This window comes from Paracoccus sp. S1E-3, from assembly GCF_013868135.1.
GTDB lineage: Bacteria > Pseudomonadota > Alphaproteobacteria > Rhodobacterales > Rhodobacteraceae > Paracoccus.
The window spans coordinates 140,470-167,289 of the sequence record NZ_JACEMU010000015.1 but is presented as its reverse complement, the minus strand read 5'-3'; the positions used below and the strand labels follow the sequence as shown (position 1 = coordinate 167,289).

21 protein-coding genes and 1 tRNA gene are annotated in these 26,820 nt (G+C 64.3%); 13 read left to right on the top strand and 9 right to left on the bottom strand.

Annotated elements, in window-relative coordinates:
- The first annotated feature begins 208 nt into the window (after positions 1-208).
- The 7 genes from H1S04_RS14265 (at position 209) to H1S04_RS14235 (ending at position 10,399) form a co-directional block, all read left to right on the top strand.
- Positions 209-1,570 (top strand): CmpA/NrtA family ABC transporter substrate-binding protein, encoded by a 1,362-nt coding sequence (locus H1S04_RS14265; RefSeq protein WP_181746202.1) that lies wholly within the window; start codon positions 209-211, stop codon positions 1,568-1,570.
- A gap of 11 nt (positions 1,571-1,581) precedes the next feature.
- On the top strand, positions 1,582-2,655 hold the full coding sequence (locus tag H1S04_RS14260; RefSeq protein WP_181746201.1) for an ABC transporter permease: 1,074 nt from the start codon (positions 1,582-1,584) through the stop codon (positions 2,653-2,655).
- Positions 2,656-2,658: 3 nt separating this feature from the next.
- Complete coding sequence (locus tag H1S04_RS14255; protein ID WP_181746200.1) at positions 2,659-4,302, top strand: ABC transporter ATP-binding protein; 1,644 nt, start codon at positions 2,659-2,661, stop codon at positions 4,300-4,302.
- Positions 4,299-6,731 (top strand): nitrite reductase large subunit NirB, encoded by a 2,433-nt coding sequence (gene nirB / locus H1S04_RS14250; RefSeq protein WP_181746199.1) that lies wholly within the window; start codon positions 4,299-4,301, stop codon positions 6,729-6,731. The genes H1S04_RS14255 and nirB overlap by 4 nt, the downstream gene beginning before the upstream one ends.
- Positions 6,728-7,075 (top strand): nitrite reductase small subunit NirD, encoded by a 348-nt coding sequence (gene nirD / locus H1S04_RS14245; RefSeq protein ID WP_181746198.1) that lies wholly within the window; start codon positions 6,728-6,730, stop codon positions 7,073-7,075. Before nirB ends, nirD begins: the two co-directional genes overlap by 4 nt.
- 6 nt (positions 7,076-7,081) lie before the next feature.
- The gene (locus H1S04_RS14240) at positions 7,082-9,637 is read left to right on the top strand and encodes a nitrate reductase (RefSeq protein WP_181746197.1); all 2,556 of its coding nucleotides are present in this window, start codon (positions 7,082-7,084) and stop codon (positions 9,635-9,637) included.
- A 105-nt stretch (positions 9,638-9,742) separates the two neighbouring features.
- Positions 9,743-10,399 carry a trimeric intracellular cation channel family protein gene (locus H1S04_RS14235; RefSeq protein WP_181746196.1) on the top strand — a complete coding sequence of 219 codons (657 nt, stop codon included), beginning with the start codon at positions 9,743-9,745 and terminating at the stop codon, positions 10,397-10,399.
- Here the strand turns inward: H1S04_RS14235 and H1S04_RS14230 are convergent.
- The 7 genes from H1S04_RS14230 to H1S04_RS14200 form a co-directional block, all read right to left on the bottom strand.
- Positions 10,366-11,628 carry an NAD-dependent epimerase/dehydratase family protein gene (locus tag H1S04_RS14230; RefSeq protein WP_181746195.1) on the bottom strand — a complete coding sequence of 421 codons (1,263 nt, stop codon included), beginning with the start codon at positions 11,626-11,628 and terminating at the stop codon, positions 10,366-10,368. The genes H1S04_RS14235 and H1S04_RS14230 overlap by 34 nt on opposite strands.
- A gap of 149 nt (positions 11,629-11,777) precedes the next feature.
- Positions 11,778-12,437, bottom strand: a complete 660-nt coding sequence (locus tag H1S04_RS14225; RefSeq protein WP_181746194.1) for an LUD domain-containing protein — start codon at positions 12,435-12,437, stop codon at positions 11,778-11,780.
- Positions 12,434-13,840 (bottom strand): lactate utilization protein B, encoded by a 1,407-nt coding sequence (locus H1S04_RS14220; RefSeq protein WP_181746193.1) that lies wholly within the window; start codon positions 13,838-13,840, stop codon positions 12,434-12,436. The genes H1S04_RS14225 and H1S04_RS14220 overlap by 4 nt, the downstream gene beginning before the upstream one ends.
- Positions 13,840-14,595 carry a (Fe-S)-binding protein gene (locus H1S04_RS14215; RefSeq protein WP_181746192.1) on the bottom strand — a complete coding sequence of 252 codons (756 nt, stop codon included), beginning with the start codon at positions 14,593-14,595 and terminating at the stop codon, positions 13,840-13,842. Before H1S04_RS14215 ends, H1S04_RS14220 begins: the two co-directional genes overlap by 1 nt.
- Before the next feature lie 61 nt (positions 14,596-14,656).
- Entirely contained in the window at positions 14,657-15,244 is a 588-nt protein-coding gene (gene purN, locus H1S04_RS14210; protein ID WP_181746191.1) for a phosphoribosylglycinamide formyltransferase, read from the bottom strand.
- Positions 15,241-16,287, bottom strand: a complete 1,047-nt coding sequence (gene purM / locus H1S04_RS14205) for a phosphoribosylformylglycinamidine cyclo-ligase (RefSeq protein WP_181746190.1) — start codon at positions 16,285-16,287, stop codon at positions 15,241-15,243. The genes purN and purM overlap by 4 nt, the downstream gene beginning before the upstream one ends.
- An 84-nt stretch (positions 16,288-16,371) precedes the next feature.
- Entirely contained in the window at positions 16,372-16,566 is a 195-nt protein-coding gene (locus tag H1S04_RS14200) for a hypothetical protein (protein ID WP_181746189.1), read from the bottom strand.
- A gap of 90 nt (positions 16,567-16,656) precedes the next feature.
- Between H1S04_RS14200 and H1S04_RS14195 the strand changes: the two genes are divergently transcribed.
- From H1S04_RS14195 to H1S04_RS14170, 6 genes are all read left to right on the top strand, one after another.
- Positions 16,657-16,732 (top strand) — tRNA-Ile (locus tag H1S04_RS14195).
- Positions 16,733-16,899: 167 nt separating this feature from the next.
- Entirely contained in the window at positions 16,900-18,126 is a 1,227-nt protein-coding gene (locus tag H1S04_RS14190) for an integrase arm-type DNA-binding domain-containing protein (protein ID WP_181746188.1), read from the top strand.
- A gap of 294 nt (positions 18,127-18,420) precedes the next feature.
- A complete protein-coding gene (locus tag H1S04_RS14185; protein WP_181746187.1) occupies positions 18,421-20,505 on the top strand; it encodes an AAA family ATPase in 2,085 nt (694 codons plus the stop codon).
- A 17-nt stretch (positions 20,506-20,522) separates the two neighbouring features.
- Positions 20,523-20,744, top strand: a complete 222-nt coding sequence (locus tag H1S04_RS14180) for a YozE family protein (RefSeq protein ID WP_181746186.1) — start codon at positions 20,523-20,525, stop codon at positions 20,742-20,744.
- A gap of 103 nt (positions 20,745-20,847) precedes the next feature.
- On the top strand, positions 20,848-22,641 hold the full coding sequence (locus tag H1S04_RS14175) for a site-specific DNA-methyltransferase (RefSeq protein WP_181746185.1): 1,794 nt from the start codon (positions 20,848-20,850) through the stop codon (positions 22,639-22,641).
- A 26-nt stretch (positions 22,642-22,667) separates the two neighbouring features.
- Positions 22,668-25,250 (top strand): DEAD/DEAH box helicase, encoded by a 2,583-nt coding sequence (locus H1S04_RS14170; RefSeq protein ID WP_298948323.1) that lies wholly within the window; start codon positions 22,668-22,670, stop codon positions 25,248-25,250.
- Between the two features lies 1 nt (position 25,251).
- Here the strand turns inward: H1S04_RS14170 and H1S04_RS14165 are convergent, their stop codons facing one another.
- Both H1S04_RS14165 and H1S04_RS14160 read right to left on the bottom strand, forming a co-directional pair.
- Positions 25,252-25,821 carry a recombinase family protein gene (locus H1S04_RS14165; RefSeq protein WP_181746183.1) on the bottom strand — a complete coding sequence of 190 codons (570 nt, stop codon included), beginning with the start codon at positions 25,819-25,821 and terminating at the stop codon, positions 25,252-25,254.
- Positions 25,822-26,522: 701 nt separating this feature from the next.
- Entirely contained in the window at positions 26,523-26,813 is a 291-nt protein-coding gene (locus tag H1S04_RS14160) for an RNA-binding S4 domain-containing protein (RefSeq protein ID WP_181746182.1), read from the bottom strand.
- Positions 26,814-26,820 lie beyond the last annotated feature (7 nt).

Sequence of the window (26,820 nt, the reverse complement as noted above, 5' to 3'; positions counted from 1 at the left end):
GCCGCATCGCGGCATGAAATTGGCCCGCAAGGCATGACAGCGGCCCGAAGCGGGCGCAGTCTGAACCTCAGGAACAACGACGTTCCGCATCTCCTCCTCCCGCCCGAAAGACCGGGCATCACGGCAAAGCCGCCGAACCCCGCCGCGCTCCCTCTCCCCACTCAGCGGCGGGTGTTTCGGCGGCTTTTTCACGTCTCAAGGACCGATCATGACCCGTTTCGCCCTGATTCTGATGACCAGCACCGCCCTGACCGGACCGGCTTGGGCCGGGATGCTGGCCATCGAAAAGCCGGATCTGACCCTCGGCTTCATCAAGCTGACCGATATGGCGCCGCTGGCCATCGCCTATGAAAAGCAGTTCTTCGAGGACGAGGGCCTGTTCGTCACGCTGGAGCCGCAGGCGAACTGGAAGGTGCTGCTGGACCGGGTGATCTCGGGCGAGTTGGACGGGGCGCATATGCTGGCCGGGCAGCCTCTGGCCGCCACCATCGGCTATGGCACCGCGGCCCATATCGTCACCCCCTTCTCGATGGATCTGAACGGCAATGCGATCACCGTCAGCAACGATGTCTGGGCATTGATGCGGCCCGAAATTCCTGCAGGCCCAGACGGCCGGCCCGCCCATCCGATCAACGCCAGCGCCCTGCGCCCGGCGATCGAGGCGCAGGCGGCGGCCGGGCAGGCTTTCGAAATGGGCATGGTCTTCCCGGTCTCGACCCATAATTACGAACTGCGTTATTGGCTGGCGGCAGGCGGCATCCATCCCGGTTTCTATGCGCCCGGCGACGCGATGGGACAGTCGGGGGCCGAGGTGCTGATTTCGGTCACGCCGCCGCCGCAGATGCCTTCGACGATGGAAGCGGGCACCATCGACGGCTATTCCGTGGGCGAACCGTGGAACCAGCAGGCGGTCTTCAAGGGGATCGGCGTTCCGGTCATCACCGATAACGAAATTTGGAAGAACAACCCCGAAAAGGTTTTCGGCCTGACCGCCGAATTCGCCGAAGAAAATCCGCAGACCGTGCTGGCGCTGACCAAGGCGCTGATCCGCGCGGCGGAGTGGCTGGATGCCGATGGCGGCGCCAACCGGGCCGAGGCCGCCGAGATCCTGTCGCGCCCCGAATATGTGGGCGCCGATGCCGCCGTCATCGCCAATTCCATGACCGGGCATTTCGAATTCGAGAAGGGCGATCTCCGCCCGGCGCCGGATTTCAACATCTTCTTCCGCGAATACGCCACCTATCCCTTCTATTCCGACGCCATCTGGACGCTGACCCAGATGCGCCGCTGGGGCCAGATCGCCGAGGCCAAGCCGGACGACTGGTTTTTCGACACCGCCAGAAGCGTCTACAAACCCGAGATCTACCTGCAGGCCGCCCGGCTGCTGGTCGAGGACGGAAACGCCGATGAGGCCGATTTTCCCTGGCAAAGCGACGGCTTCAAACCGGCCACCGATGCCTTCATCGACGGCATTCCTTACGACAGTCGCACCCCCAACGCCTATCTGCAAAGCCTGCCCATCGGGCTGAAGGATGACCAGACCGTCACCGCCGCCGGCGTGCAGGGCTGAGAGAGGACATCATGACCGCAATAGACCCCACCCAATTGTGCACCGCCGATGAAAAGCGCAGCCGCCGTCTGGCCCGCATTTCCAAAGCGGAAGGCTGGTTCCGCATCCTTGGTCTGCCCTTCATGGCACCGCTGCTGCGCGCGCTTGCCGGCGATGACACGCGCGGGCAGATGAAGATCCTGTGGCGCACGCTGTTCGTGCCGGTCCTGTCGATCCTGTGCTTTCTCGCGCTCTGGGCGAGCCTCGCGCCGAAGGTGCAGACCTCGCTGGGATCGATCCCCGGCCCGGCGCAGGTCTGGCAGCAGGCCCGCGCCCTGAACGCCGATGCCGCGCGTGAGCGCGACCGGCGCGATGCCTTCTATCAACGGCAGGACGCCCGCAACGCCGCGCTGGTGGCCGAGGACAAATCCGATCAGGTCGCCCATCGCGCCTATACCGGACGGCCGACCTTCTACAGCCAGATCTGGACCTCGATCAAAACCGTCTTCGCGGGCTTCCTGATCGGCACGCTGATCGCGGTGCCCCTGGGAATTGCGGCGGGGCTGTCGCCCACCATCAATGCCGCCATCAATCCGCTGGTGCAGATCTTCAAGCCGGTCAGTCCCCTGGCTTGGCTGCCCATCGTGACCATGGTGGTCTCGGCCCTCGCATCGGGCGATGGCGGCGTCCCGCGCAGCTTCATCATCTCGGCCATCACGGTGACGCTGTGTTCGCTGTGGCCGACGCTCATCAACACCTCGCTCGGCGTGGCGTCCATCGACCGCGATCTGGTCAATGTCGGGCGTGTCCTGAAACTGTCGCCGCTGACCAAGGTGCGCCGGCTGGTGCTGCCCTCGGCGCTGCCCTTGATCTTCACCGGACTCCGGCTGTCGCTGGGCGTGGGCTGGATGGTGCTGATCGCGGCCGAGATGCTGGCCCAGAATCCCGGCCTCGGCAAATTCGTCTGGGACGAGTTCCAGAACGGGTCCTCGGACAGCCTCGCCCGGATCATGGTCGCGGTGCTGACCATCGGCATCATCGGCTTCCTTCTGGACCGGATGATGTTCGCAATCCAGCAGATGATCACCTTCTCGGACAAGAGGTAAGCCATGACGATCCTGCAACTGACCGGGCTGCGCAAGGATTTCGGCGACCAGACCGTCCTGCGCGGCATCGACCTGACCGTCGAGGAGGGCGAATTCGTGGCCATCCTCGGTTTCTCCGGCACCGGCAAGACCACGCTGATCGGCCTGATGGCGGGGCTGGAGATGCCGACCGAAGGCGCGGTCACCTTCCGCGGCAAGCCTGTCACCGGGCCGGGGCCGGAACGCGGCGTCGTCTTTCAAAGCTATTCGCTGATGCCCTGGCTGACGGTGGCCGAGAATATCGCCCTCGCCATACGCGCCGCCTGGCCGAAGCTGCCGCGCGCCGAGGTTGCCGCACGCGTCGCCAAATATATCGCCATGGTCGGGCTGACCCATGCCGCAGGCCGCCGGCCGGCAGAACTTTCGGGCGGGATGCGCCAGCGCGTCGGCATCGCCCGCGCTCTGGCGATGGATCCCGAGATCCTGCTGCTGGACGAGCCGCTTTCGGCGCTCGACGCGCTGACCCGCGCCAATCTGGCCGATGAGATCGAGGCGATCTGGCAGACCGACCGCAAGACCGTGGTGCTGATCACCAATGATGTCGACGAGGCAATCGTGCTGGCGGACCGCATCCTGTGCCTCGATCCCGACGGCACAATCGGCGCCGAGTTCCGCGTGGCCCTGCCCCGCCCCCGCGACCGCGCGGCGATGAACCACGATGCGGGTTTCAAGGCGCTGCGGGCGCGGATCACCGGCCACCTGATCGCTGCCGGCGCACAGGCCACGCCCGAACAGCGCCGCAGCCTGCCCAATGTCACGCCCTTGCACGCGCTGCCCCGCGCCTATGCCAGGGCCGCCGTCGCGCGAGCCGATGAGCGCTATCTGCAGTTCTCGAAACTCCACAAGGTCTACCCCACGCCGGACGGTCCGCTGACGGTGGTGGAGGACGTGAACCTGACCCTGAAGAAGGGCGAGTTCGTCAGCCTGATCGGCCATTCCGGCTGCGGGAAATCCACCGTCCTGACCATGGCGGCGGGGCTGAACCCGATCAGCAAGGGGGCGATCATCCTCGATGGCAGCCATGTCGAGGGCGCCGATCCCGAACGCGCCGTGGTCTTCCAGTCGCCCAACCTGTTCCCATGGCTGACGGCACGCGAAAACGTCGCCATCGGCGTCGACCGGGTCTATCCGACTGCCTCGCGCCCCGAGCGGCAGGAAGTGGTGGAATATTATCTGGAACGCGTCGGGCTGGGCGATGCCATGAACAAGCCGGCCGCCGAGATGTCGAACGGCATGCGCCAGCGCGTCGGCATCGCGCGCGCCTTCGCGCTGTCGCCGAAACTGCTGCTGCTGGATGAGCCTTTCGGAATGCTCGACAGCCTGACCCGCTGGGAATTGCAGGAGGTGCTGATGGAGGTCTGGGACCGCACCAAGGTCACCGCCGTCTGCGTCACCCATGACGTGGACGAGGCGATCCTGCTGGCCGACCGGGTGGTGATGATGACCAACGGCCCGCAGGCCACCATCGGCAGGATCACCGAGGTGAACCTGCCCCGCCCGCGCGCGCGCAAGGCGCTGCTGTCGCACCCCGATTACTACCGCTACCGCGAGGAGATCATCGGTTTCCTCGAAGCCTATGAACATGGCCGGAAGAAGGAGGCCGCATGATGGAAAAACTGGTCGTCATCGGGGCCGGCATGGCCTCGGGCCGGATGCTGGAGCATCTGACCGAGGCCGGCGCCCCTTACCAGATCACCCTGTTCAACGCCGAGCCGCGCGGCAATTACAACCGCATCATGCTGTCGCCGGTGCTGTCGGGCGAAAAGACCTACGAGGAAATCGTCACCCATGACGATGCCTGGTATGCGAAACGCGGCATCACCACCCGTTTCGGCGAGCATGTCGTGGGCATCGACCGCGCCCGCAAGGTGGTGGTCGGCCAGCGGGGCGAAGTGGCCTATGACCGGCTGGTCATCGCCACCGGCAGCGCCCCCTTCATGATCCCGGTCGCCGGGCGCGACCTGCCCGGCGTCGTCGCCTACCGCGATCTCGACGACACCAACACCATGATCGCGGCCGCCAGGCCCGGCGCCGAGGCCGTGGTGATCGGCGGCGGCCTTCTGGGCCTCGAGGCCGCCGCCGGCCTTCAGATGCGCGGCATGAAAGTCACCGTCATTCACCTGATGGGCCATCTGATGGAGCGCCAGCTTGACGCCTCGGCCGGGCATCTGCTGCAGAAAACGCTGGAGGCGCGGGGCATCACCGTCCATTGCAAGGGCGCCACCAAGGCCATTCTGGGCGAGAAGCGGGCCGAGGCCGTGCTGCTGGAGGACGGCACCGTCTATGGCGCCGATCTGGTGGTGATGGCGGTCGGCATCCGCCCCGAAACGCGCCTCGCCAATGACGCCGGGATCGAGGTAGAACGCGGCATCACCGTCGACGACCGGATGCTGACCAGCGACCCGGCCATCTTCGCGCTTGGCGAATGCGTCGAACATCGCGGCCAGCTGTTCGGGCTGGTGGCGCCGCTTTACGATCAGGCCAAGGTTCTGGCCGCGACGCTGATGGGCGCGGACGCGGCCTTCCAGCCGGTCCAGACCGCGACCAAGCTGAAAGTGACCGGCTGCGACCTGTTCAGCGCCGGCGATTTCGCCGAAGGACCGGGGCGCGAGGATATCGTTTTCCGCGACCCCGGACGCGGCCTCTACAAGCGGCTGGTGCTGGAAGGCGACCGGCTGGTCGGCGCGGTCATGTATGGCGACACCGCCGACGGCAACTGGTTCTTCGGCCTCATCAAGGACCGAACCGACATCAGCGAGATGCGCGAGACGCTGATCTTCGGGCCGGCCTTTCAGGGCGGCGCCACCGTGGACCCTATGGCGGCCGTTGCAGCATTGCCGCCTGACGCAGAGATCTGCGGCTGCAACGGCGTCTGCAAGGGCCGCATCATGGAGGCCGTGGCCGGCGGCGCCGATACGCTGGACAAGATCCGCGCCACCACCAAGGCCAGCAATTCCTGCGGCACCTGCACGGGACTTGTGCAGCAGGTCATGGCGCTGACCCTCGGCGAAGCCCCTGCCGAGGCCCCGGCGGGCATGTGCGGATGCACCGATCTCAGCCACGAAGATGTGCGCCGCCTCATCAAATCGCGCGGGCTGAAATCCATGCCCGCGGTGATGCAGGAATGCGGCTGGACCACGCCCGATGGCTGCGCGAAATGCCGCCCGGCGCTGAACTATTACCTGCTGTCCGACTGGCCGCTGGATTACCGCGACGACCGGCAGGCGCGGTTTGTCAACGAAAGGAACCACGCCAATATCCAGAAGGACGGCAGCTATTCGGTGGTGCCGCGCATGTGGGGCGGCGTCACCACGCCCGCCGAACTGCGCGCCATCGCCGACGCGGCCGAGAAATACGACGTCCCCATGGTCAAGGTCACCGGCGGGCAGCGCATCGACCTGCTGGGCGTGCGCAAGGAAGACCTGCCCGCGATCTGGGCCGATCTGAACGCTGCCGGCATGGTGTCGGGCCATGCCTATTCCAAGGGGCTGCGCACGGTGAAAACCTGCGTCGGCAAGGAATTCTGCCGCTTCGGCACACAGGATTCCACCGGCCTCGGGGTGCGGCTGGAGAAGCTGATGTGGGGGTCATGGACGCCGCATAAGGTCAAGCTGGGTGTGTCCGGCTGTCCGCGCAACTGCGCCGAGGCGACCTGCAAGGATATCGGCGTCGTCTGCGTCGACAGCGGGTTCCAGATCAGCGTCGCCGGCGCGGCGGGGATGGAGGTGAGGGAGACCGAATTGCTGGCCACCGTCGCCACCGAAGACGAAGCGGTCGAGCTAATCGCCGCCTTCACCCAGGCCTACCGCGAAAACGCCCGTTATCTCGACCGCGCCTATAAATGGGTGGCGAAGGTCGGGCTGGACTGGGTCAAGGCGCAGGTGGTCGACGATCTGGAAAACCGCCGCGCGCTGTCCGACCGGTTCGATCTCAGCCAATCCGTCTATCGCAAGGACCCTTGGGCGGAACACGCCAAACCCGGTGCGCGGGACGAATTCGCCCCCCTCGCCGATATGCAGCTGGAGGCCGCAGAATGACCAACTGGATCGACATCGCCGCACTTGTCGACATCCCCGTCCAGGGCGCACGGCTGATCCGCGCCCGCACCGGCTGCGTGGCGCTGTTCCGCACCCATGACGATCGGGTCTTCGCGCTGGATGACCGCTGCCCCCACAAGGGCGGCCCGCTGTCGGAGGGCATCGTCGCCGGCCATACCGTCGCCTGCCCGCTGCACGCTTGGGTCTTCGATCTGAACACCGGCCGCGCGCAGGGCGCGGACGCGGGCACGGTGGCCACCTATCCGGCCCGTATCGAGAACGGCCGCGTTCTGGTCGGCTCGGCGATCATCAACCGCCGCCCCGCGCCCGTTCCAGCGGGATAGCCTGCGATGAAGGACACCACCTCTCAGCCGATCCGCACGACCTGCCCCTATTGTGGCGTCGGCTGCGGGATTCTGGTCACCCCCGGCCCGGAAGGCGTGACGGTCGCCGGCGATCCCGATCACCCGGCGAATTTCGGGCGGCTCTGCTCCAAGGGCAGCGCGCTTGCCGAAACTCTGGGCACCGAGGGGCGCTTGCTGACGCCGTTGATCGGCGGCAGGACCTCAGGCTGGGATCGCGCGCTGGATCTGATCGCCCGGCGATTCACCCGCACCATCGCCGAATACGGCCCGGATTCGGTCGCGTTCTACGGATCGGGGCAGATGCTGACGGAAGACTATTATGCCGCGAACAAGCTGATGAAGGGCTTTGTCGGCAGCGCCAATATCGACACAAATTCAAGGCTTTGCATGGCATCGTCGGTGGCGGGTCATATCCGGGCCTTCGGCTCGGACACCGTTCCCGGCCTTTATGAGGATTTCGAGCTGGCCGATCTGGTGGTGCTGGTCGGCTCCAATCTCGGCTGGTGCCATCCGGTCCTGTATCAACGCCTGCTGGCCGCCAAGGAGGCACGGCCGGCGCTGCGTGTCGTGGTCATCGACCCGCGCCGCACCGCGACCTGCGACATCGCCGACCTGCACCTGCCCATCACCCCCGGCAGCGATGCGGCCCTGTGGAACGCGCTGCTGGTCGAGATCGACGCGCGCGGCCTCGGGCAGTGGCGGAACCGAGTCGCCGGCTACGACGAGGCTCTGGCGGCGGCCCGCGCGGGCAGCCGCGATTGCGGCACCGACCTGACCGCCTTCATCGAGATGTGGTGCAGCACCGAACGCGTGGTCACGGCGTATTCGCAGGGCATCAACCAGTCCGACAGCGGCACCGACAAGGTGAATGCGATCCTGAACTGCCACCTCGCCACCGGCCGCATCGGGCGCCCCGGCATGGGGCCGTTTTCCGTCACCGGCCAGCCCAACGCCATGGGCGGACGCGAAGTCGGGGGCCTGGCCAATACTCTGACCTGCCACCTGTCGCTGGACGATCCCGCGCACCGCTCCGCTGTCCAGAGCTTCTGGAACAGCCCCCGCATCGCCAGCCGGCCCGGCCTGAAAGCGGTCGAGATCTTCGAGGCCATCGAAGACGGGCGCATCAAGGCGCTGTGGGTCATGGGCACCAACCCCACCATCTCCATGCCCGAAGCCGACCGCGTCGCCCGCGCGCTGGAAAGCTGCGATTTCCTCGTCGCATCGGATATGGTCAGCACCGGCACCACCCGGCGCGCCGATGTGGTCCTGCCCGCCGCGCCCTGGGGGGAACGCAGCGGCCATGTCACCAATTCCGAGCGCCGCATCAGCCCGCAGCGGGCCTTTCTGCCCCCGCTGGGGCTGGCCCGCGCCGACTGGCAGGCCATCGCGGGCGTTGCGCAGCGGATGGGGTTTGCCGGCTTCGACTGGGCCGACGCCGACGCCGTCTTTGCCGAGTTCAAGGCCCTGTCGGGCGTGGCCGGGACGCTGGGGGCGGATTTCGACATCTCGGGCCTGTCTGGCGATGTGCCTGCGCTCTGGGGCAATCGGCCCGATGGGCGTTTCTTCGGGGATGGCCTGTTCCACACCCAGGATGGGCGCGGGCGGATGATCGCAGTGACACCGCGCGCGGCGACGCCGCAGATGCGGCTGAACACCGGCCGCATCCGCGACCAATGGCACAGCATGACCCGCACCGGCCGCGCGCCCCGCCTGAACGCCCATATCGCCGAGCCCTTCGTCGAGGTTCACCCCAAGGATGCCGCCCGGCTGGGGTTGGCGCCTGCCGGCCTCGCAGCGGTGGAAAACCGCCATGGCCGGGCCATTCTCCGGGTTCTCGTCACCGACCGCACCGCGCCCGGACAGGTCTTCGCGCCGATCCACTGGACCGAGGCGAATGCGCCGTCTGGCCGCGTGGGCGCGCTGGTGCCGGGCGCCCCCGATCCGGTTTCGGGGCAACCGGCGCTGAAGGAGGCGTCGGTGACGCTAAGCCCGTTTCGCGCCGCCTGGTTTGGTTTTGCCGCCAGCGCCCGGCCCTTCACCCCCGCCTGCGACTATTGGGCCACCGCCCGTTTCGCGGGCGGTCTGCGCGCCGAACTGGCAGGCACCGCACCCCCATCGGACTGGGAGGACTATGCCCGCACCCTGTTCGGCCTGCCGGGTGCCGAGGCCGCCGTTCTGACCGACCGCGCGCGCGGCCTGATGCGGCTTTCCCTGTCCGAGGGGGGCATCCTGATGGCGGCGCTGTTCTGTGCCGCACAGCCGGTGGCGTTGTCGCGCAAGACCGTCTGCGACATGATCGGCCAGCCCGCGCCCGCGATCCTGACCGGCCAGCCGCCGGTTGGTCGCGCCGATCCCGGACCCACGGTCTGCGCGTGCCTCGGTGTCGGGCGTAACACCATCCGCGACGCGATCCGCGACGGCCGTTGCGGCGATCTCGGCAGTCTCGGGCGCGAACTGGGCGCGGGCAGCAGTTGCGGATCCTGCAAACCCGAACTGCGCGCCCTGCTCGCGACCATGCTGGAACCGGTGCCCTCGGCCTGACGCGCAGGACGGCGCGGACCGCAGGCATGTCCGCCCCGCTGCCCCTTTCCCGTGCGGGCAAAATCTGGCAAGCCCGGATCCAGATCCGCGATCAGGAGGCCGTTGATGAACCCCGATATCGTCTCCACGCTGGCAGGGTATATCTGGGCGCTCGATTACGGCTCGGTGCTGGTTTTCGCGCTGACCGGGGCGCTGGTGGCCAGCCGGCAACAGCTGGATATCACCGGCTTCATCTTCATGGCCGCCCTGACGGCCGTTGGCGGCGGGACGGTGCGGGACCTGGTGCTGGGCCGCGATCCGGTCTTCTGGGTCGAACGGCCGGGGCTGGTCGTCACCGCCGCGGCGGCGGCCTTTTTTGTCTATTGGACGGCGCCCTTCCTCGAAAGCCGCTATCGCTGGCTGTTATGGCTGGACGCCATCGCGCTTGGCGTGGCCGTGCCCGCCGGGGTCGGCGTGGCGCTGGCGACGGGTTACGGGCCGGTCATCGTGGTGATCGCGGGCGTCATCACCGGCTGCATGGGCGGCCTGATCCGCGACGTGGTCGGCAACGAGGTGCCGCTGATCCTGAAAGGATCAGAACTGTATCTGACCGCGGCCTTCGGAGGGGCGCTTGCCGGGGTGCTGCTGGTCTGGCTGGGGCTGCCCCGGCCGATGGCGCTGATCGGCTGCGGGGCGGCGACCTTCATCCTGCGCGCCGGGGCAATGATCCGGGGCTGGTCCCTGCCCGCCTATCGCCCCAGACCGCCGCGCGAGCGGGGTTGAGGCGCCTCTGTCGCCGCATGGGCGTCGCCCAGATGCGATTCCGGGTCGTGATCGACCTTGGTCGCGATCTCCTTGGTCCAAGCGGAAACCGCCGGCACCCTTGTGCGGTCGATGCGATGGGCATAGCGCCTGGCCACCTCCACCACTTCGGTCAGCAGGCCGTCTTCCAGCGTGATCGGGTTCAGACCCAGCGCCAGGAACTGGTCGTTCTTCACGATCAACTCGTTTTCATCGGCCTCCTTGCGGGGGTTGGGCAGGTTCATCACCTTGGCGCCGGTCATCCGCGCCACCAGGTCCGCCAGATCGCGGACGCGGTGTGTCTCGGTCATCTGGTTGAAAATCTTCACCCGTTCGCCCGCGGCAGGCGCATCCGACAGCGCCAGTTCGACGCAGCGCACGCAGTCCTGAATATGGATGAAGGCGCGGGTCTGCCCGCCCGAGCCGTGCACCGTCAGCGGATAGCCGATCGCCGCCTGAATGAGGAAACGGTTCAGCACCGTGCCGTAATCGCCGTCATAGTCGAAACGGTTTATCAGTTGCTCGTGCCGGCGGGTCTGGTCGGTATGGGTGCCCCAGACGATGCCCTGATGCAGATCGGTGATCCGCAGCCCGTCATTCTGGGCAAAGAACTGGAACATGATCTGATCGAGGCTCTTGGTCATGTGATAGACCGAACCGGGCCGCGTCGGATACAGGATCTGCTGGCCCTTCTTTCCCGTGGGGGTGTCGATCTCGATGTCCAGATAGCCTTCGGGGATCGGCGCACCGACCGATGAATAGCCGTAGACACCCATGGTGCCGAGATGGACCAGATGCGCATCGATGCCGGTTTCCACCAGCGCCGCCAGCAGGTTGTGGGTCGCGTTGACGTTGTTGTCGACGGTATAGACCTTGTGGCGGTCCGATTTCATCGAATAGGGCGCGGCGCGCTGTTCGGCGAAATGGATCACTGCATCGGGCTTGTGTTCGGCCAGCCACTGCTTCAGGCGCTCGAACTCCTTGGCGAGGTTCAGCAGGTGGAAATGGATCTGGCGCCCGGTTTCCTGCTTCCAGATCCGGCAGCGTTCCTGAATCGAATCCATCGGGGTCAGCGACTGCACGCCCAGCTCGGTATCGATCCAGCGGCGCGAGAGGTTGTCGATGATATGCACCTCATGCCCCAGATTGGACAGATGAAGCGAGGTCGGCCAGCCGACGAACCCGTCACCACCGAGAACCGCAATACGCATGAGTAGCCTTTCCTGAATGCCTTCGCCGCCTGTTTCGATCGCATCAGACGACGTCTTCGCGTTGATGAGTAAAGGGCACGTATCACCGCTGCAAGACAGTTATGCGACACCTGCGTGACAGGGCGGATTCGCGCCGCGACTGATAAAAATCAACGACTAATCAGAAGAACATGAACGAATCCGGGGCCATGGGCGCCGCGCACGAAATAGCCCTCGATATCGGTCGTGCCCGATGATCCGGTAATCAGCACGGCATTGCGCGGCGCGGGCGCGGCTGGGGCGGCATAATCATCCAGAAAAGGCAGGATGCGGGTTTCGTCCAGCACCACCAGCCAGTGCCGTGGCAGCATGGCGTTGAGGATCGGCTGATCGGGCGCCGAATGAATCACCACCGATCCGGTTTCCGCGATCCCCCACAGTGCCACGCTGATGGCAGCGGCCTCGTCAGGGGCGGTGTCGCGATGCGTTTCAAGGGGCAGCTGCGCCAACCTGTCCAGTCGCGCATCGCCGCTGACAGCGATCCGGGGGCCGAGATCGTGACGCGTCAGATAGGCCGCGACCGCCTGCGGCAGCGCCTCCCACCCCGCCAGCCGTTCCAGTGTCACCCCCAGCGCGGGGTTGGCGCATTTGGCGATGAAGGCGGCAACCGGATCGGGGCCGGACAGCGCGGGGCGGATTTCATCCGGGTCGGCCAGCAGGGCAGCGGCTTCGGCGGCAATCTGCGCGGGCGTCTGCCTCGGCAGCGCACCGTCGCGCCCATGGGTCAGGCCGGTGCGGATCGCGGCGAGGATGTCGTCACGCGCGCTCATTTCCGGGCGTCCTTCTGCTGGCGGCGATACTGGTCCATGAAGCTGCGCGCAGCGGGCGCGGGCAGATCGCGGCTGTCGGTCCAGCCGCCCGCCAGCGGCAACCTGCGGATCCAGCCGCGCCCGAACAGCCGCATCACCGGCAGCGCCATGCGGGCGCCGAGATGGTAAAGCCAGGGCCGGCGCGCCGCGAAGCCCCACAGCCCGAGGCCGTAACGCAGCGGCTTTTCGACCAGGCCCTCGTCCCATGTCCGCACGCGCCAGGCTTTCAGAAGGGTTTTCAGCGGGATGCGGACCGGGCAGACCTCCTCGCAGCGGCCATTCATGGTGCAGGCATGGGGCAGATCGCGGCTTTGCGCCAGCCCGTCCAGCACCGGCGTCAGCACCGCGCCCATCGGGCCCGGATAGGTGCCGCCATAAGCGTGACCGCCAATCTGCCGATAGACGACGCAATGGTTCATGCAGGCGCCGCAGCGGATGCAGCGCAGCATCTGCCGGAACTCGTCGCCGATCATGCGCGTGCGGCCGTTATCGACCAGCACGATATGCATTTCCTCGGGACCGTCGGCATCGCCGGGACGTTTCGGGCCGCAATGGAAAGTGGTGTATTGGGTGATCTCGCCCCCCGTCGCGGAACGCACCAGCACCCGCAGCAGCGCCATGGCGTGATCGGTCGAGGGCACGATTTTCTCGATCCCCGCCGTGACGATATGGATGCGGGGCGGCGTGGTCGACAGTTCGGCATTGCCCTCGTTGGTGACGGTGCAGGTGGCGCCGGTATCGGCGACCAGAAAATTCGCCCCCGAGATCCCCACATCGGCGGCCATGAATTTCGCGCGCAATACCCGCCGGGCCGAGGCCACCATCGCGGCCGGATCATCCGCCTCCGGCGGCGGGTGATGGTCCTTGAAGAACAGGGTGGCGACATCCTCGCGGGTGCGGTGCATGGCGGGCCAGATGATGTGGCTGGGCCGTTCCTGCGCGAGTTGGATGATATGCTCGGCCAGATCGGTTTCGACCCGCTCGATCCCGGCCTCCTCCAGCGCATGAGGCAGGCCGATCTCCTCGCCCAGCATGGATTTGGCGCGGGTCACGATCTTCGCATCCGCATCGGTGCAGATTTTCGTGACGATGGCCGCCGCCTCGGCCGCGTCCCGCGCCCAATGGACCTGCGCGCCGGAGGCCGTGGCATTGCGTTCAAATTCAATCAGATAGTGATCGAGATTGGCAATCACGTGATCCTTGATCGCCGCCGCACGGCTGCGCGCCGCCTGAAATTCGGGGAAAGCCTCGACCGCGATGGCGCGCTTGGTCTCGGCGGTGCCGGTGGTGCGGTCTATGGCGGTCTTCAGGTTCGTATCCGCCAGCGCATCATGCGCGCGCTGCTTGAAGGCGGCATCGGCCATCACGTGTCCTCGCCGATTGCGGGGCCATCCGCCATGCCGGCCAGCACTTCGGCGGTGTGGAAGCAGCGGGTGGCGGCCCCTTCGCGATGCAGGCGCCCGGCCATGTTCATCAGGCAGCCCAGATCGCCCGCCAGCAGCAGATCGGCCCCGGTCGCGGCGATATTGGCGGATTTTTCCGACACGATGGCGGTCGATATCTCGGGATATTTCACGCAGAAGGTGCCCCCGAAACCGCAGCAGACATTGGCCCCGTTCAAAGGCCGCATCTCCAGCCCCTCGACGCTTTCCAGCAGCGCGCGGGGCTGCGCCTCGACCCCCAGTTCGCGCAGGCCAGAGCAGCTGTCGTGATAGGTGGCGGTGGCATCCAGCCGCACGCCGTTCGGCCGCCAGCCCATCACATCGTGCAGAAAGCTCAGGATTTCAAAGGATTTCGCCGCCAGATCCTCGGCCCGCCTGCGCCACCCCGGATTGTCCATCAGTGCGGGATAGGACCGGATCTGCCCCACGCAGGACCCAGAGGGCGCGACCAGATAGTCGAACTTCTCGAAGGCCGCGATCACCTGCTTCGCCAGCGCCGCCGCGGCTTTCCGGTCGCCGCTGTTGCCGGCGGGCTGGCCGCAGCAGGTCTGGGCGCGGGGAACATCGACCCTGCAGCCCGCCTGCTCCAGCAGTTTCAGGGTCGCAAAACCGATCTGCGGGCGCATGGCGTCGACCAGGCAGGTCACGAAAAGGCCAACTGCGGGAGGGGTGGTCATCTGGCATCCTCGGCTGGATCAGCAGAGCCTGCCGGAAAACGAGGCGAGGTTCAACGGGGGGTCAGAGGTCCAGCCGCGTCCGGTCGCCCGCGGCAAAGCGGCGCAGAACCGCCGGATACAGCCGATGCTCCTGCACCAGCACCCGCGCGGCCAGATCGTCGGGCGTATCCCCGGCCAATACCGGCACCCGCGCCTGCCCGAGGATCGGCCCGGCATCCAGATCGGCGGTGACCTCATGGACGGTGCAGCCCGCTTCCAGATCGCCCGCCTCGATCGCGCGGGCATGGGTGTGCAGGCCCGGATATTTCGGCAGCAGCGAGGGGTGGATGTTCAGCATGCGCCCTTCAAAATGGCGCACGAAATCGGGGGTCAGGATGCGCATGAACCCCGCGAGCACCAGAAGATCGGGCTGGGCCGCGTCCAGATGGCGGATCAGTTCGGCCTCAAAACCCGCGCGATCGCGGCCGAAGGGGCGGTGATCGACGGCGAAGGTGCCCACGCCCATCGCGGCGGCCTTGGCCAGCCCGCCCGCATTGGGGTCATTCGACCCCACCAGCACGGCGCGTGCCGGGTGGTCGCCGACCATGCTTTCGATCAGTCGGACCATGTTCGATCCGCCCCCCGAAATCAGAATGGCCGCGCGTTTCACGCCAGCGTGCCGCTGTACCGGACCCCCTGCCCCGGCACCACATCGCCCAGCGGCACCACGGTTTCGCCCATCTGGCCCAGCAACCCGGACAGGTCTCCGGCGCGGGCCGCATCCACCACCAGCACCATGCCGATGCCGCAGTTGAAGGTCTTCAGCATCTCGGGCGCGGTGACGCCGCCTGCTTCGGCCAGCCATGTGAACACCGGCGGCAGCACCCATGCACCAAGGTCGATTTCCGCGCCAAGCCCTTCAGGCAGGATACGCGGCAGGTTTTCGGTCAGCCCGCCGCCGGTGATATGGGCAAGGCCGTGGACGCCGCCCGCCCGGATCGCCGCCAGCGCGGGCTGCACATACAGCCGCGTCGGTACCAGCAGCGCCTGCCCCAAAGTGCCATCCGCGAAGGGGGCGGCATCCTGCCAGCCCAGACCGGCGGCCTCGGCCACGCGGCGGACCAGCGAGAAGCCGTTGGAATGCACCCCGTCCGAGGTCAGCCCCAGCAGCACATCCCCATCCTTCACGCCCTTCGGCAGGTCAGAGCCGCGTTCCATCGCGCCAACCGCAAAGCCCGCCAGATCGAAGTCGCCATCGTGATACATGCCCGGCATTTCCGCCGTCTCGCCCCCGATCAGCGCGCAGCCGGACCGGCGGCAGCCTTCGGCGATGCCGTTGATGACGCGGGCGCCTTCGTCCACGGACAGCTTGCCAGTGGCGAAATAATCCAGGAAAAACAGCGGCTCGGCGCCTTGGCAGACCAGATCGTTGACGCACATCGCCACAAGGTCGATGCCCAGCCCGTCGAGTTCGCCGGTATCAATCCCGATCCGCAGCTTGGTGCCGACGCCATCGGTCGCGGCAACCAGGATCGGGTCGCTATAGCCTGCGGCCTTCACATCGAACAGCGCCCCGAAACCGCCCAGCCCGGACATGGTGCCGGGCCGCCGGGTGGCGGCGGCCGCAGGCTTGATCCGCTCGACCAGTTCGTTGCCCGCGTCGATATCGACGCCTGCATCCGCATAGGAAAGCCCCTTGCCCCGCTCGACCATCGCGATCCCCTTCGGCCCCAAGGCCCTTGCGCTGAATTTGCCCCCCGATAGCGCAAGGGCCCGGCGCTGGCAATCGCGGAAGGGTCAGCGCCCGGCCCGGGACTCCTGCTTTTCCTTCAACCTGGCCGCCTGTCCGACACCCAGACGGCACATCAGCGGCAGAAGCACGCCCGCAACGGCGGCGATGATGACAATGATTTTCACGACTTGCGGGTCGCTTGGCATGTCGTTCAGCGCGGGAAGCGCCCCGGTCGAGAACATGCGCGGGCGCTCTGCCATGGACCAGCACGACAAGGACAGGGGGAATTCGCAATCGCTGCCGCTTGACCCTTCGCCCTGTGCTGACTAGTCAGGCAGAGACTGTTGGACGGGCCTGTAGCTCAATGGTCAGAGCAGGGCGCTCATAACGCCTTGGTTGGGGGTTCAAGTCCCTCCGGGCCTACCAAAATTTTGTCTCCATTCGTCTCAGATTGAACGAAATTAATTTGAAATCAATTAATTAAGCTCGACTACAGTCTTCATGTGTCCAGATGCTTCTCTATGCGTCTCATCTTTTGTTGGTATCGTTTGTTGGTATGATGGCGGCGATACCAACAAATCGGATTCGCTGGAATGCCCCTGACAGATGCCCAATGCCGCGCCGCTAGGCCTGCCGAGAAGGTTCAAAAGCTATCGGACGCGCGCGGGCTGTTCCTGCAAGTGACGCCAGGCGGCTCAAAGCTGTGGCGCATGAATTATCGCTATGAAGGGAAACAGCGCACCGCCGCCTTCGGATCATACCCCGATGTTTCGCTTGCCACGGCCCGCCTAAGAGCCGCCGAACTGAAAGACAAGCTGGCTACCGGGACCGATCCTGCCTTGAAGGAAGGACAAGCCGCTCTGCCCGCGCAGACCTTCAAGGACGCCGCCCGCGAATGGTATCGCGCCCGTGAAGCCCAATGGGTCAGCGGCTACGCTGCGCGCATCTGGGCACGGCTTGACGCGGATGTGTTCCCGAAGATCGGCGCGAAGGACGTCGCAGCCGTCACCCCTGCCGAGGTGCTGGCGCTGTTGCGTGAGGTGGAAAACCGCAACGCCCTCGAAATGGCCAAGCGGCTGCGTCAGACCATGAGTGCGATCTTCCGCTTTTCCGTGGCGAATGGCTGGGCTTCCTCTGACCCTGCCGCGCCGCTGGCCGGGGCGATGAAGTCGGCGCCACGCCAGAAGCACCGCGCCGCGCTACGGGAAGATCAGCTGCACGACTTTTTTGCCGCCCTCGCCACTTATAGCGGGGACCGGGCAACGGCGCTGGGTTTGAAGGTCATCGCCCATACATTCGTGCGCACCTCAGAACTGCGGTTGGCGACATGGGATGAGATCGACGGTGACACATGGCGCATCCCAGCCGGGAAAATGAAGATGCGGAAAGAACACGTTGTCCCTCTGTCCCCTCAGGTGCAGGCGATGTTTTCGGAACTGCAAGACCTGTCGCGCGGCACCCCTTTCGTTCTGCCAGGCCAGTCGGATCGCAAGCCGGTTTCCGAGAACACGCTTATCTATGGGCTTTACCGGATGGGGTATCACAGCCGTGCATCGGTTCACGGTTTCCGTAGCACCGCGTCGACCATCCTGAACGAGTCCGGGCTGTGGCGCGCCGACGCCATTGAGCGGCAGCTTGCCCACGTTCCGGCAAACGAGGTTCGCAGCGCCTATAACGCGGCACTCTATCTTGAGGAACGGCGGCAGATGATGAACTGGTATTCCGACCTTATGAACCGGCACGAAGAGACTAAGCCGAAAAGCCAGCCGGTGAAACAAATGAATCCCGATACCGATTTAACGGATTTGCTTGGCGGGTAATCGGCCAAGGGCTTGTCAGGAGAGACCTTCAAAGGGGGCGGCAAACTGATTAATCGGCGGTCCGACAAGCTGAATGGCTATGAGAATGCCGGAAAATATTCAACTACTGACTTATCTGACCTTCTAAGGCTGTAGTTTCACGCCGCACGTGAAATTATTGTTGTATAACAGCAACTTGATTAACATCCACGCTGTCGCTATATTGGCAGCGTGGCTTTATCTCATTCTGCGTATGGTGCGCAAACGAATAGGGCCACCGGGCGGCAACCCGATGACCCTTTAAAAGATGTTTATATGTCAGAATATAATGATACCCATGGTCGGGATCAAGGCCAAATCGACACTGATCTGAGCGACCTGCTTGGCTCTATTCCCGCAAAACAAGGCTGCGACCTGCCAATAGTCGTTTCCATCTTCCGAGATGTGAAGGCGCAACGGATCGAAGCCGAATGCCTCAGCCTGCGTCAGCTTCAACAACGACTGACCGCCACAACCGCGCCTAACAAGGCAGCGCTGCCGCTGTTGAAGCTGGGCACCTTTGGGGATGCGCGCACCGAAAAGGGCAACAGCCTGCGACACGATGCAAACCTGTTGAGCGTGAGCGGCATCGAAGGCGACTATGATGCAGGTGCTGTATCGCCGCAGGAAGCCAAGGACCAGTTGAGCCGGGCAGGTGTCGCGGCGCTGATCTACACCACGCCCAGCCATACAGCAGAAGCGCCCCGTTGGCGCGTCCTTGCACCTCTCGCGCGGCAGGTGGCACCGGCTGAACGGGAAGCCCTTTGCGCCAAGCTGAACGGCGCTCTGGGTGGTATTCTCGCAGCCGAATCATTCACCAACTCGCAGTCCTATTACTTCGGCAACACGGCAGCGCACCCAGCAGAATCCTTCCTGGTGGAAGGGCAGCCGCTTGACCGCGTGACCGGGCTGACCTCGATAGGGCCGAAGCCCAAGCCGGTAAAATCGGACACTGATCTTTCCGACCTGCTCCGGGAACCGGCTGACCGCGACGAAATCCGTCGCGCGCTGGCCTGCATCAGCGATGCGGATTACCGCGACACATGGCGCGAAATCGGGATGGCGCTTCACGCTGAATTCGCTGGAAGTGATGAGGGCTTCGACCTCTGGTCGCACTGGTCGCGCCAATCTGTGAAATTCAATGAGCGAGACCAGCGCAGGACATGGAAATCGTTCAGGCGCGGCGGGATCGGGATTGGGACGCTGTTCAGGATCGCGATTGAATGCGGTTTCGAGTGGGTGCCGGTTTCCGATGATGACTTTGACGATCTGAACGACGATTCGCGTTCGCTGTTCGACGGGCCTAAGCCGAAACCGTCGACGCTGACCTTCCTCACGCCGGATGAATGCGAGGCGTCATCCGCGCGGAAATACCTGATTAAAGGGTTGCTGGCGGAAAAGGACGTTGCTTGTATCTTCGGCGCGCCCGGTGCCGGTAAATCCCTCATCGCCCCGTTCCTAGGCTATATGGTGGCGCAGGGGCAGGAAGCCTTCCAGATGCGCACGAAAGCGGGCGGCGTGTTCTATGTCGCGTCCGAAGACTCGCACGGGATGCGTGGTCGGGTGAAGGCGCTGCGGAAGGCACACGGCGGCGCGGATGCGTTCAAACTGGTGGAAGGCGTCTCAAATCTGCTGATCAAAGAGTCGCCCGATTTTCTGGCGCTGAAAGAGGCGGTGAAGGCGGAAAGCCCCGCACTGATATTTATCGACACGCTGGCAATGGCGTTCCCCGGCCTGGAAGAAAACAGCGCCGAGGCAATGGGCCGTGTGGTCGCGGTGGCGCGGGCGCTGGCCCGCTGGGGCGCAGCCGTTGTCCTGATCCATCACGACACCAAATCGGAAAGCGGCACGCCGCGCGGGCACAGTGTGTTGAACGGCGCGCTCGATGTTGCCCTGCATGTGAAACGGGACGACGAATACAAGATCATTCGGGGCAAGCTGACCAAGAATCGGAACGGAACGATTGAACGCGATATTGCCTTCATCATCGCCACCGAAGACTTCGGCCAAGATGAAGACGGCGATGCGCTGACCTATCCTCGATGCAATCCGTTGATCGGCGCGCCGAAGAAAGACAAGAAACTGTCGAAAGCTCAACGTGGCGCACTTTCCATCCTGGAACAGGCGGGCGGCAGGCTGACCGAAGAGGAATACGTTTCCCGAATGATGGAGGGCCGCGACGTATCCGCGTCCCCCAACCCGAAGTCCCGGCGCGACGCAGCGACACGGGCACTCCGCGACTTGTGCGACAAAAGCCTGATCCGTTTTGCAAATGGCACCTATACCCAATGCGATGGCTTCGACGCCCTGTCTTCACCCAAGACGGCAGTTTCCAGCGATCTGCCGTTCCTCCTGAACTGAACCAAAGGAAACCGCGAATGCATTTCAAAACCTTCCTGAAAACCTGCGAAGTTGACGACCCGATGGAATTTGATTTCATCAATGACGCAAAATCCGACAGCCGCTTTCCTGATGTGAGGACCTTGGCGGCCCTGACATCCTATCTCTATCACCGGGGCGCTCCCTATCAGGCCATCGAAGCCGCTGAGCAGCTTTGGCAGAAATATGATGAGTCGCGTAAACCGCAGCTTCTGGTGTAGGTCCAGCCCCCGCGAAGGACGAACTCCCCCGCCCTTTCCGCTCTTGCCGGGCGGGCGGGGGAAGTGGTCTAAGGAAGAAAAGACTGATCGAAGGGGCAGGTGCATGACGGAACTGGTATTCAAGGGCAAGGAATTCGTTTGGAACCACCACCTTGCGGTGCCGTTCCGGCCCCTGGAGATGCACGCGGACAAGGGGACTGGCGCGGCGCGGCTGGACGGGAACCTGATCGTGCAGGGCGACAACCTGCACGCGCTGAAGGCGCTGTTGCCTATCTATGCGGGCAAGGTGGACTGCATCTTCATCGACCCGCCTTACAACACCGGGAACGAAGGCTGGGCCTACAACGACAACGTTAACGCGCCGATGATCCGGGAATGGCTGGACGCCAACCCCATAGGCATCGAGGACGGCCTGCGCCATGACAAATGGTGCGCGATGATGTGGCCCCGGCTGCGGTTGCTGCATGAGTTGTTGCACGAGAACGGAAGCCTCTGGGTCACGATTGACGATAACGAAGACCACTTGCTGCGCCAGTTACTGGACGAGGTATTTGGGCGAGACGGGTATGTTACTGAAATCGCATGGCGACATTCAGATAGCAGTAGCAATAACGTCACGCAGTTCTCTCAGGACTTTAACACGATCTTCGTCTACTCGAAGAATGAATACTGGACTCCGAATTTTCTTGATGACCCTGACAAACGGTCCCATTTCCGCAACCCGGACGGTGATCCACGCGGCGCGTGGTTTGACGGGAACAACATCCAGAACCCGGCCATTCGACCCAATCTCCAATTCGACTATCCCGGCCCGAACGGAAACTTGATCAAGCACCCGCCGAACGGGTGGCGCTGGTCAAGAGAAACGATGGAAGCAAAATTTGAAACTGGCGAACTTCGCTTTTCCCCTGATGGGAAGCGGATTATCCGGCGCACCTATCTTGCGGACCAAAGAGGCCTGCCGCCTTCGAGCTTTTGGGCGAACGTGGAAGAAACGGGCCATACTAGGGGCGCTAAAGTCACCTTGAAACAGGTATTTGGCGATGACTACGCCAGCGACCTTTTCGCCACTCCTAAGCCTGTGCAGGTGATCCAAAAGGTGTTGGACCTCGCAACCGACAAGGACTCCATCATCCTCGACTCCTTCGCGGGGTCCGGCACCACGGCCCACGCCGTTCTGGAAGCCAACAAACGGGACGGGGGCGACCGGCGCTTCATCCTGGTCGAGATGGAGGACTATGCCGACCGGCTTACCGCCGAACGTGTGCGACGGGTGATCAATGGTTATGACTTCACCGGAACGCAGAAAACGGAACTGTTGCGCGAGCGGCTGAACTGGCGGGCAATCGAACGGGCGGGCGATCTGGTGGACAAGGTGCAGGGGATCGAAAACCTGCATGGCCATGAATACGACCGGATCAAGAAAGAGGTGAACGACGGCGAATTGATCGTCACCGGCGAAAAGCGGGTGGAGGAACGGGCCGAAGGTCTGGGCGGTGATTTCACCTATTGCACGCTGGGCGACCCCATCGACCTTGACGGTATCCTGACGGGTGCTGCGCTGCCGTCCTATGACGCGCTGGCCGGGTGGCTGTTCCACATGGCCACATCGCAACCGCTCGACCCCGCCAAGCTGGACGAGGGCAACGCCTATGTGGGCGAGGCGAACGGCACGCATGTGTGGCTGATCTATCGCCCCGACCTCGACTGGCTGAAATCGCCCGATGCCGCCCTGACACTGAGTTTCGCGCGACAGGTGGCCGGGGCGCGCCCCGACGCCCGCCACTTCGTCTTTGCCCCCGCCCGCTATGTCAGCCAGCGGATGCTGGACGCCGAAGGATTGCCGGTTGAATTCGTGCCCCTGCCCCATTCGCTCTACCGGATGGAACGAGACTGATGCGCACGCTCGATTATCAGGCGCGGGTGCTGGACACGCTGGATGCCTATCTGGAAGCGCTGAAACCCGAAAAGGCGCGGGCCGACAAGATTGCCGCGATGGCGGCGGCGGACCCGGACCTTGGGCTTGAGGTGCCCGACTTCACGGCGAAGGCTTGGGAAGCGATGAAAAGCGCTGGGCGCTTGCCCGCGTCCCGTGCCGCCATTCCCTTTTCCCCGCGCAAGGATGGCGTGGGCCGCGCCGTGCCCAACGTCACGCTGAAGGTGCCCACGGGCGGCGGAAAGACATGGCTGGCGGTAAATGCGGTCAGTCGGATCATGGGCCGGTATCTGGCGAAGAACACCGGATTCGTGCTGTGGATCGTGCCGAACGAGGCGATCTATTCGCAAACGCTGAAGGCGCTGAAGAACCGCCAGCACCCTTATCGGCAGGCGCTCGACCGAGCGGCGGCGGGGCGCGTGAAGGTGATGGAGAAGGGCGACCGGCTGGACGCACGAGACGTTGACGCGAATCTTTGTGTTATGGTGCTGATGTTGCAGTCAGCAAACAAACAGACAAAAGAAGCACTGCGCATGTTCCGTGATCGGGGCGACGTGCATGGCTTCTTTCCTTCCGAGGGTGATCAGGCAGCGCACGCGCGGGAACTGGAAGCAGTGCCGAATCTCGACGGCTATACCGGCATGTTCACGATGGTGAAGGATTCGCTTGGGAACGCGCTGCGCAAGATCAGGCCGGTTGTGGTGATGGATGAGGGGCAGAAGGCCACGTCCGAGTTGGCGCATGACACGCTCTACGGTTTCAACCCGATCTTCGTTCTAGAATTGACCGCGACGCCCAAGGATGTTGCGTCACGGGGTGGTGCCAATCCCCGCCCAGCGCGCCATGCAAACCTCTTGGTGGAGGTGACAGGGCGCGAGTTGCACGCCGAAGACATGATCAAGATGCCGTTGAACCTTGACCCGAGACAAGGCACGGATTGGCGCGGGACGCTGACGGCGGCGCTGGGCAGGCTGAATACCCTGGACGCCGAGGCGCGCGCCTACGGTGCGGACAAGGGCGCTCTGGGCTATATCCGGCCCATTATGCTGGTGCAGGTCGAGCGGACGGGCAAGGATCAGCGGGACGGGCAGCATATTCACGCGGACGATGTGAAGGAATGGCTGCTGGCGGCGGGGCTGGATGATGCCGAGGTTGCGATCAAGACCGCCGAACAGAACGACCTGAATCAGCCAGAGAACCAAGACCTGTTGTCGCCCACCAACCGGGTGCGGGTGATCGTGACCAAGGCCGCGCTGCAAGAGGGCTGGGATTGCCCCTTTGCCTATGTGCTGTGTTCACTGGCGGCGGCGTCCAACCGCTCCGCCATGACGCAGCTTGTGGGGCGCATCCTGCGCCAGCCCTACGCGCTGAAGACCGGCGTGGCGGCGCTGGACGAATGCTATGTGGTCACGCATCACGCGGCGACGCGCGATGTGGTGGAGGCGATCAAGACCGGGCTGGAACGCGATGGCTTGGCCGATCTGGTGATCGAGGTGCCGCAAGAGGGTGGCGCGACTGGTGGCGGCGAGGCCCGCAAGGTGGAACGGCGGGACAAGTTCAAGAGCTTGCAAATCTACCTGCCCAAGGTGCTGAAAGTGGAAACGGGCGAGGTGCGCGACCTCGATTACGAGACGGACATACTGGCGGCAATCGACTGGCGGGACTTTTCCCCGGCTGGCGTGGTGGCCGAGATACCAGACAATCCTGCACAGGTAGCGGCACAGTTGCAGCGCATCGCCCTGACCGATGCCGGGGAAGACGAGTATTTCCGGGGCGAGGTTGTCGCGGCTGCGGCGGAAACCCTTCGGTTTGACCCCACCTACGCGGTGCGGGTGATCTCCGATCTGGTGCCCAACCCTTTCGTGGCGCGCGGTATCATCGCGGACCTGGTGAAGGGCTTGGAAGCGCGCGGCTTCGACGCGGCCAAGCTGGGCGCTGCATCCGGCGTGATCATCGACCGGCTACGGGTAGCCCTGACCACGGAACGCGATGCCCGGTCTGAAACCTTGTTCCGCGCGGCGGTGAAGGCCAGTGACATTCAATTCCGGCTGCGGCTGGACGGGAACAACTGGCAGATGCCCGACCACATGCTGACCACGGAACCGGCGAACTCGCCACACCTGACCGGCGCGCATGGCGGTGCTCTTGACCGAAGCCTGTTTTCCCCTGTGTTCCGAAACGAGTTGAACGGCGAGGAACAGAACGTCGCCGTGCATTTGGACGGGGATGGCACGGTGAAATGGTGGCACCGCAACGTGGCCAAGGCCAGTTACGGCATGGGGCTGCAAGGCTGGAAGCGCGGGCGCATATACCCTGACTTCATCTTCGCCACGAGCGGCAAGGCGGGCGCTGGGCGGATCGTGGTGCTGGAAACAAAGGGCGACCACCTGCAAAACCCGGACACCGACTACAAGCGCGACGTGCTGGACTTCCTGACACGGAACTTCTCATGGGATCAGGCAGTGCCTGCCGGTCAGCTACAGATAGCCATGACCGGCGAGACGGTGGAATGCGCCTTGGTGCTGATGGAGGACATTCCGGCGAAGCTACCGGCGATCTTGGCGAAGTGAGTCAGTTTGCCCCTTCAAGGTAGCGGTAGACGCTTGACCGTGCGAGGCCCAGCGCCTTGGCAATTGCCGTGGGGGTCATGCCTTGCGCCCGCATGGCGTTCACCCGGTCCCCGTCTATGGTCGCGGGCCTGCCCTTGAACGGGGAGTCCGGTCCTTTGGCCAATGCTGCGTCTATCCCTTCCCGTTGCCGGGCCTTCCTGATTTCCGTCTCGAACTCTGCGACGGCGGAAATCATCGTAAAGAACATGCGGCCTTCCGGCGTCGTGGTATCTATGGCCTGTTCCAGCACCCGTAGCCCGACGCCTTTCGTCGTGAGCGTATGGGCGATATTGTGCAGGTCGCGTGTTGACCGCGCCAGACGATCAAGGCGGGTCACAACAAGCGTGTCGCCCTTGCGAATGCCCCGCGTCAGAAGATCATCCAGCGCCTTCCTGCCGTCCCGCTTGGTGCCAGTCGCCTTCTCGCTGTAAAGGTGTTCGTCACTGACACCCGCAACCCGTAACGCGGCAAGCTGCACGTCCAGCTTCTGCCCGACTGATGAAACCCGCGCATACCCGATCAACTCACCCATGATGGCCCCTTTCGTCCTAATAGGTTGTCCGATAAATCGGTATCGTCCGAAAAATGATTCTACAAGTCAAATAGGACACTTTTGCGAGACTTTAGCACGTCCCGCCCGATTATACTTTAATCGGACACGCAACCGTCTTGATGGGCTACACGTCAAGATCGAACAGGACACATCATTGCACCTGCCGCATCTTGGCTCTGGGTCCTTCCGGGGGTGGGGGTGCGTCGGGCGGGGACACCGACCCGCGAAACCCGAGCGATTTCAAATTTCCCGCAGCGAAGCTGGGCTGGTTGAGCCTGGGCGATGATGGCCGGGAAGCGATCTGTGAACAGAACCCATCTTCCTGTTCCAGTGTGGGGCTTTGGGGCGCGACAGGCGACAGCCCTAAAGGGTGCTGTCGCGTCGGTCGCGTGGTCCCCGGTCATGCCGTGGCTACAGTTACGAATTGCCGCGTGCTGTCGCAGTTTGTCGCCCTGTAGCAATCTGGCATTAGATCGGAGCACGGGCACCGTGAAAGTGCGTCTGTGCGGCTTCTGATGTGAGTTGCGCGATACCAACACGGCGATTATGTGTTGGTATCGCAACACCCGGACGAATCCGGCGAAATGCAACGGATTTGTTGGTATTTTTGTTGGTATCCAGCCCTTTTCGCTTTTGATTCAAAGGGTTTCAGAATCCTCCGGGCCTACCATTTTCGCGCCTCAATCCTCATCGTCGAAGATACCGGCCTGGGCAGGCGGGTCCAGATCGCGGTAGAGAAGCTGCGCCTGCGGGGCGGGGCCGCGGATGTCCGACAGGGCCAGAACCTCGATCCGGCGGCGGGTCCGGCCCTGGCGCAGCTCGATCAGGGCACCGGGGCGGATGGGGCGAGCGGGTTTCACCGGCTGGCCGTCGATGCGGACCTTCGCGGCTTCGATCATCTGCTGGGCAAGCGCGCGGGTCTTGTAGAACCGCGCCGCCCACAGGAACTTGTCCAGCCGGACCGACTCCATCCCCGCG

Bases quoted from the DNA above. Each gene is read 5' to 3' on its own strand.
- H1S04_RS14215 (WP_181746192.1), bottom strand. From the start codon at position 14,595: ATGACCACCCCTCCCGCAGTTGGCCTTTTCGTGACCTGCCTGGTCGAC.
- H1S04_RS14265 (WP_181746202.1), top strand. From the start codon at position 209: ATGACCCGTTTCGCCCTGATTCTGATGACCAGCACCGCCCTGACCGGA.
- H1S04_RS14185 (WP_181746187.1), top strand. From the start codon at position 18,421: ATGTCAGAATATAATGATACCCATGGTCGGGATCAAGGCCAAATCGAC.
- H1S04_RS14240 (WP_181746197.1), top strand. From the start codon at position 7,082: ATGAAGGACACCACCTCTCAGCCGATCCGCACGACCTGCCCCTATTGT.
- H1S04_RS14225 (WP_181746194.1), bottom strand. From the start codon at position 12,437: ATGAGCGCGCGTGACGACATCCTCGCCGCGATCCGCACCGGCCTGACC.
- H1S04_RS14235 (WP_181746196.1), top strand. From the start codon at position 9,743: ATGAACCCCGATATCGTCTCCACGCTGGCAGGGTATATCTGGGCGCTC.
- nirB (WP_181746199.1), top strand. From the start codon at position 4,299: ATGATGGAAAAACTGGTCGTCATCGGGGCCGGCATGGCCTCGGGCCGG.
- H1S04_RS14230 (WP_181746195.1), bottom strand. From the start codon at position 11,628: ATGCGTATTGCGGTTCTCGGTGGTGACGGGTTCGTCGGCTGGCCGACC.
- H1S04_RS14160 (WP_181746182.1), bottom strand. From the start codon at position 26,813: ATGGAGTCGGTCCGGCTGGACAAGTTCCTGTGGGCGGCGCGGTTCTAC.
- H1S04_RS14260 (WP_181746201.1), top strand. From the start codon at position 1,582: ATGACCGCAATAGACCCCACCCAATTGTGCACCGCCGATGAAAAGCGC.
- H1S04_RS14190 (WP_181746188.1), top strand. From the start codon at position 16,900: ATGCCCCTGACAGATGCCCAATGCCGCGCCGCTAGGCCTGCCGAGAAG.
- H1S04_RS14165 (WP_181746183.1), bottom strand. From the start codon at position 25,821: ATGGGTGAGTTGATCGGGTATGCGCGGGTTTCATCAGTCGGGCAGAAG.
- H1S04_RS14220 (WP_181746193.1), bottom strand. From the start codon at position 13,840: ATGGCCGATGCCGCCTTCAAGCAGCGCGCGCATGATGCGCTGGCGGAT.
- H1S04_RS14255 (WP_181746200.1), top strand. From the start codon at position 2,659: ATGACGATCCTGCAACTGACCGGGCTGCGCAAGGATTTCGGCGACCAG.
- H1S04_RS14200 (WP_181746189.1), bottom strand. From the start codon at position 16,566: ATGGCAGAGCGCCCGCGCATGTTCTCGACCGGGGCGCTTCCCGCGCTG.
- nirD (WP_181746198.1), top strand. From the start codon at position 6,728: ATGACCAACTGGATCGACATCGCCGCACTTGTCGACATCCCCGTCCAG.
- H1S04_RS14180 (WP_181746186.1), top strand. From the start codon at position 20,523: ATGCATTTCAAAACCTTCCTGAAAACCTGCGAAGTTGACGACCCGATG.
- purM (WP_181746190.1), bottom strand. From the start codon at position 16,287: ATGGTCGAGCGGGGCAAGGGGCTTTCCTATGCGGATGCAGGCGTCGAT.
- H1S04_RS14175 (WP_181746185.1), top strand. From the start codon at position 20,848: ATGACGGAACTGGTATTCAAGGGCAAGGAATTCGTTTGGAACCACCAC.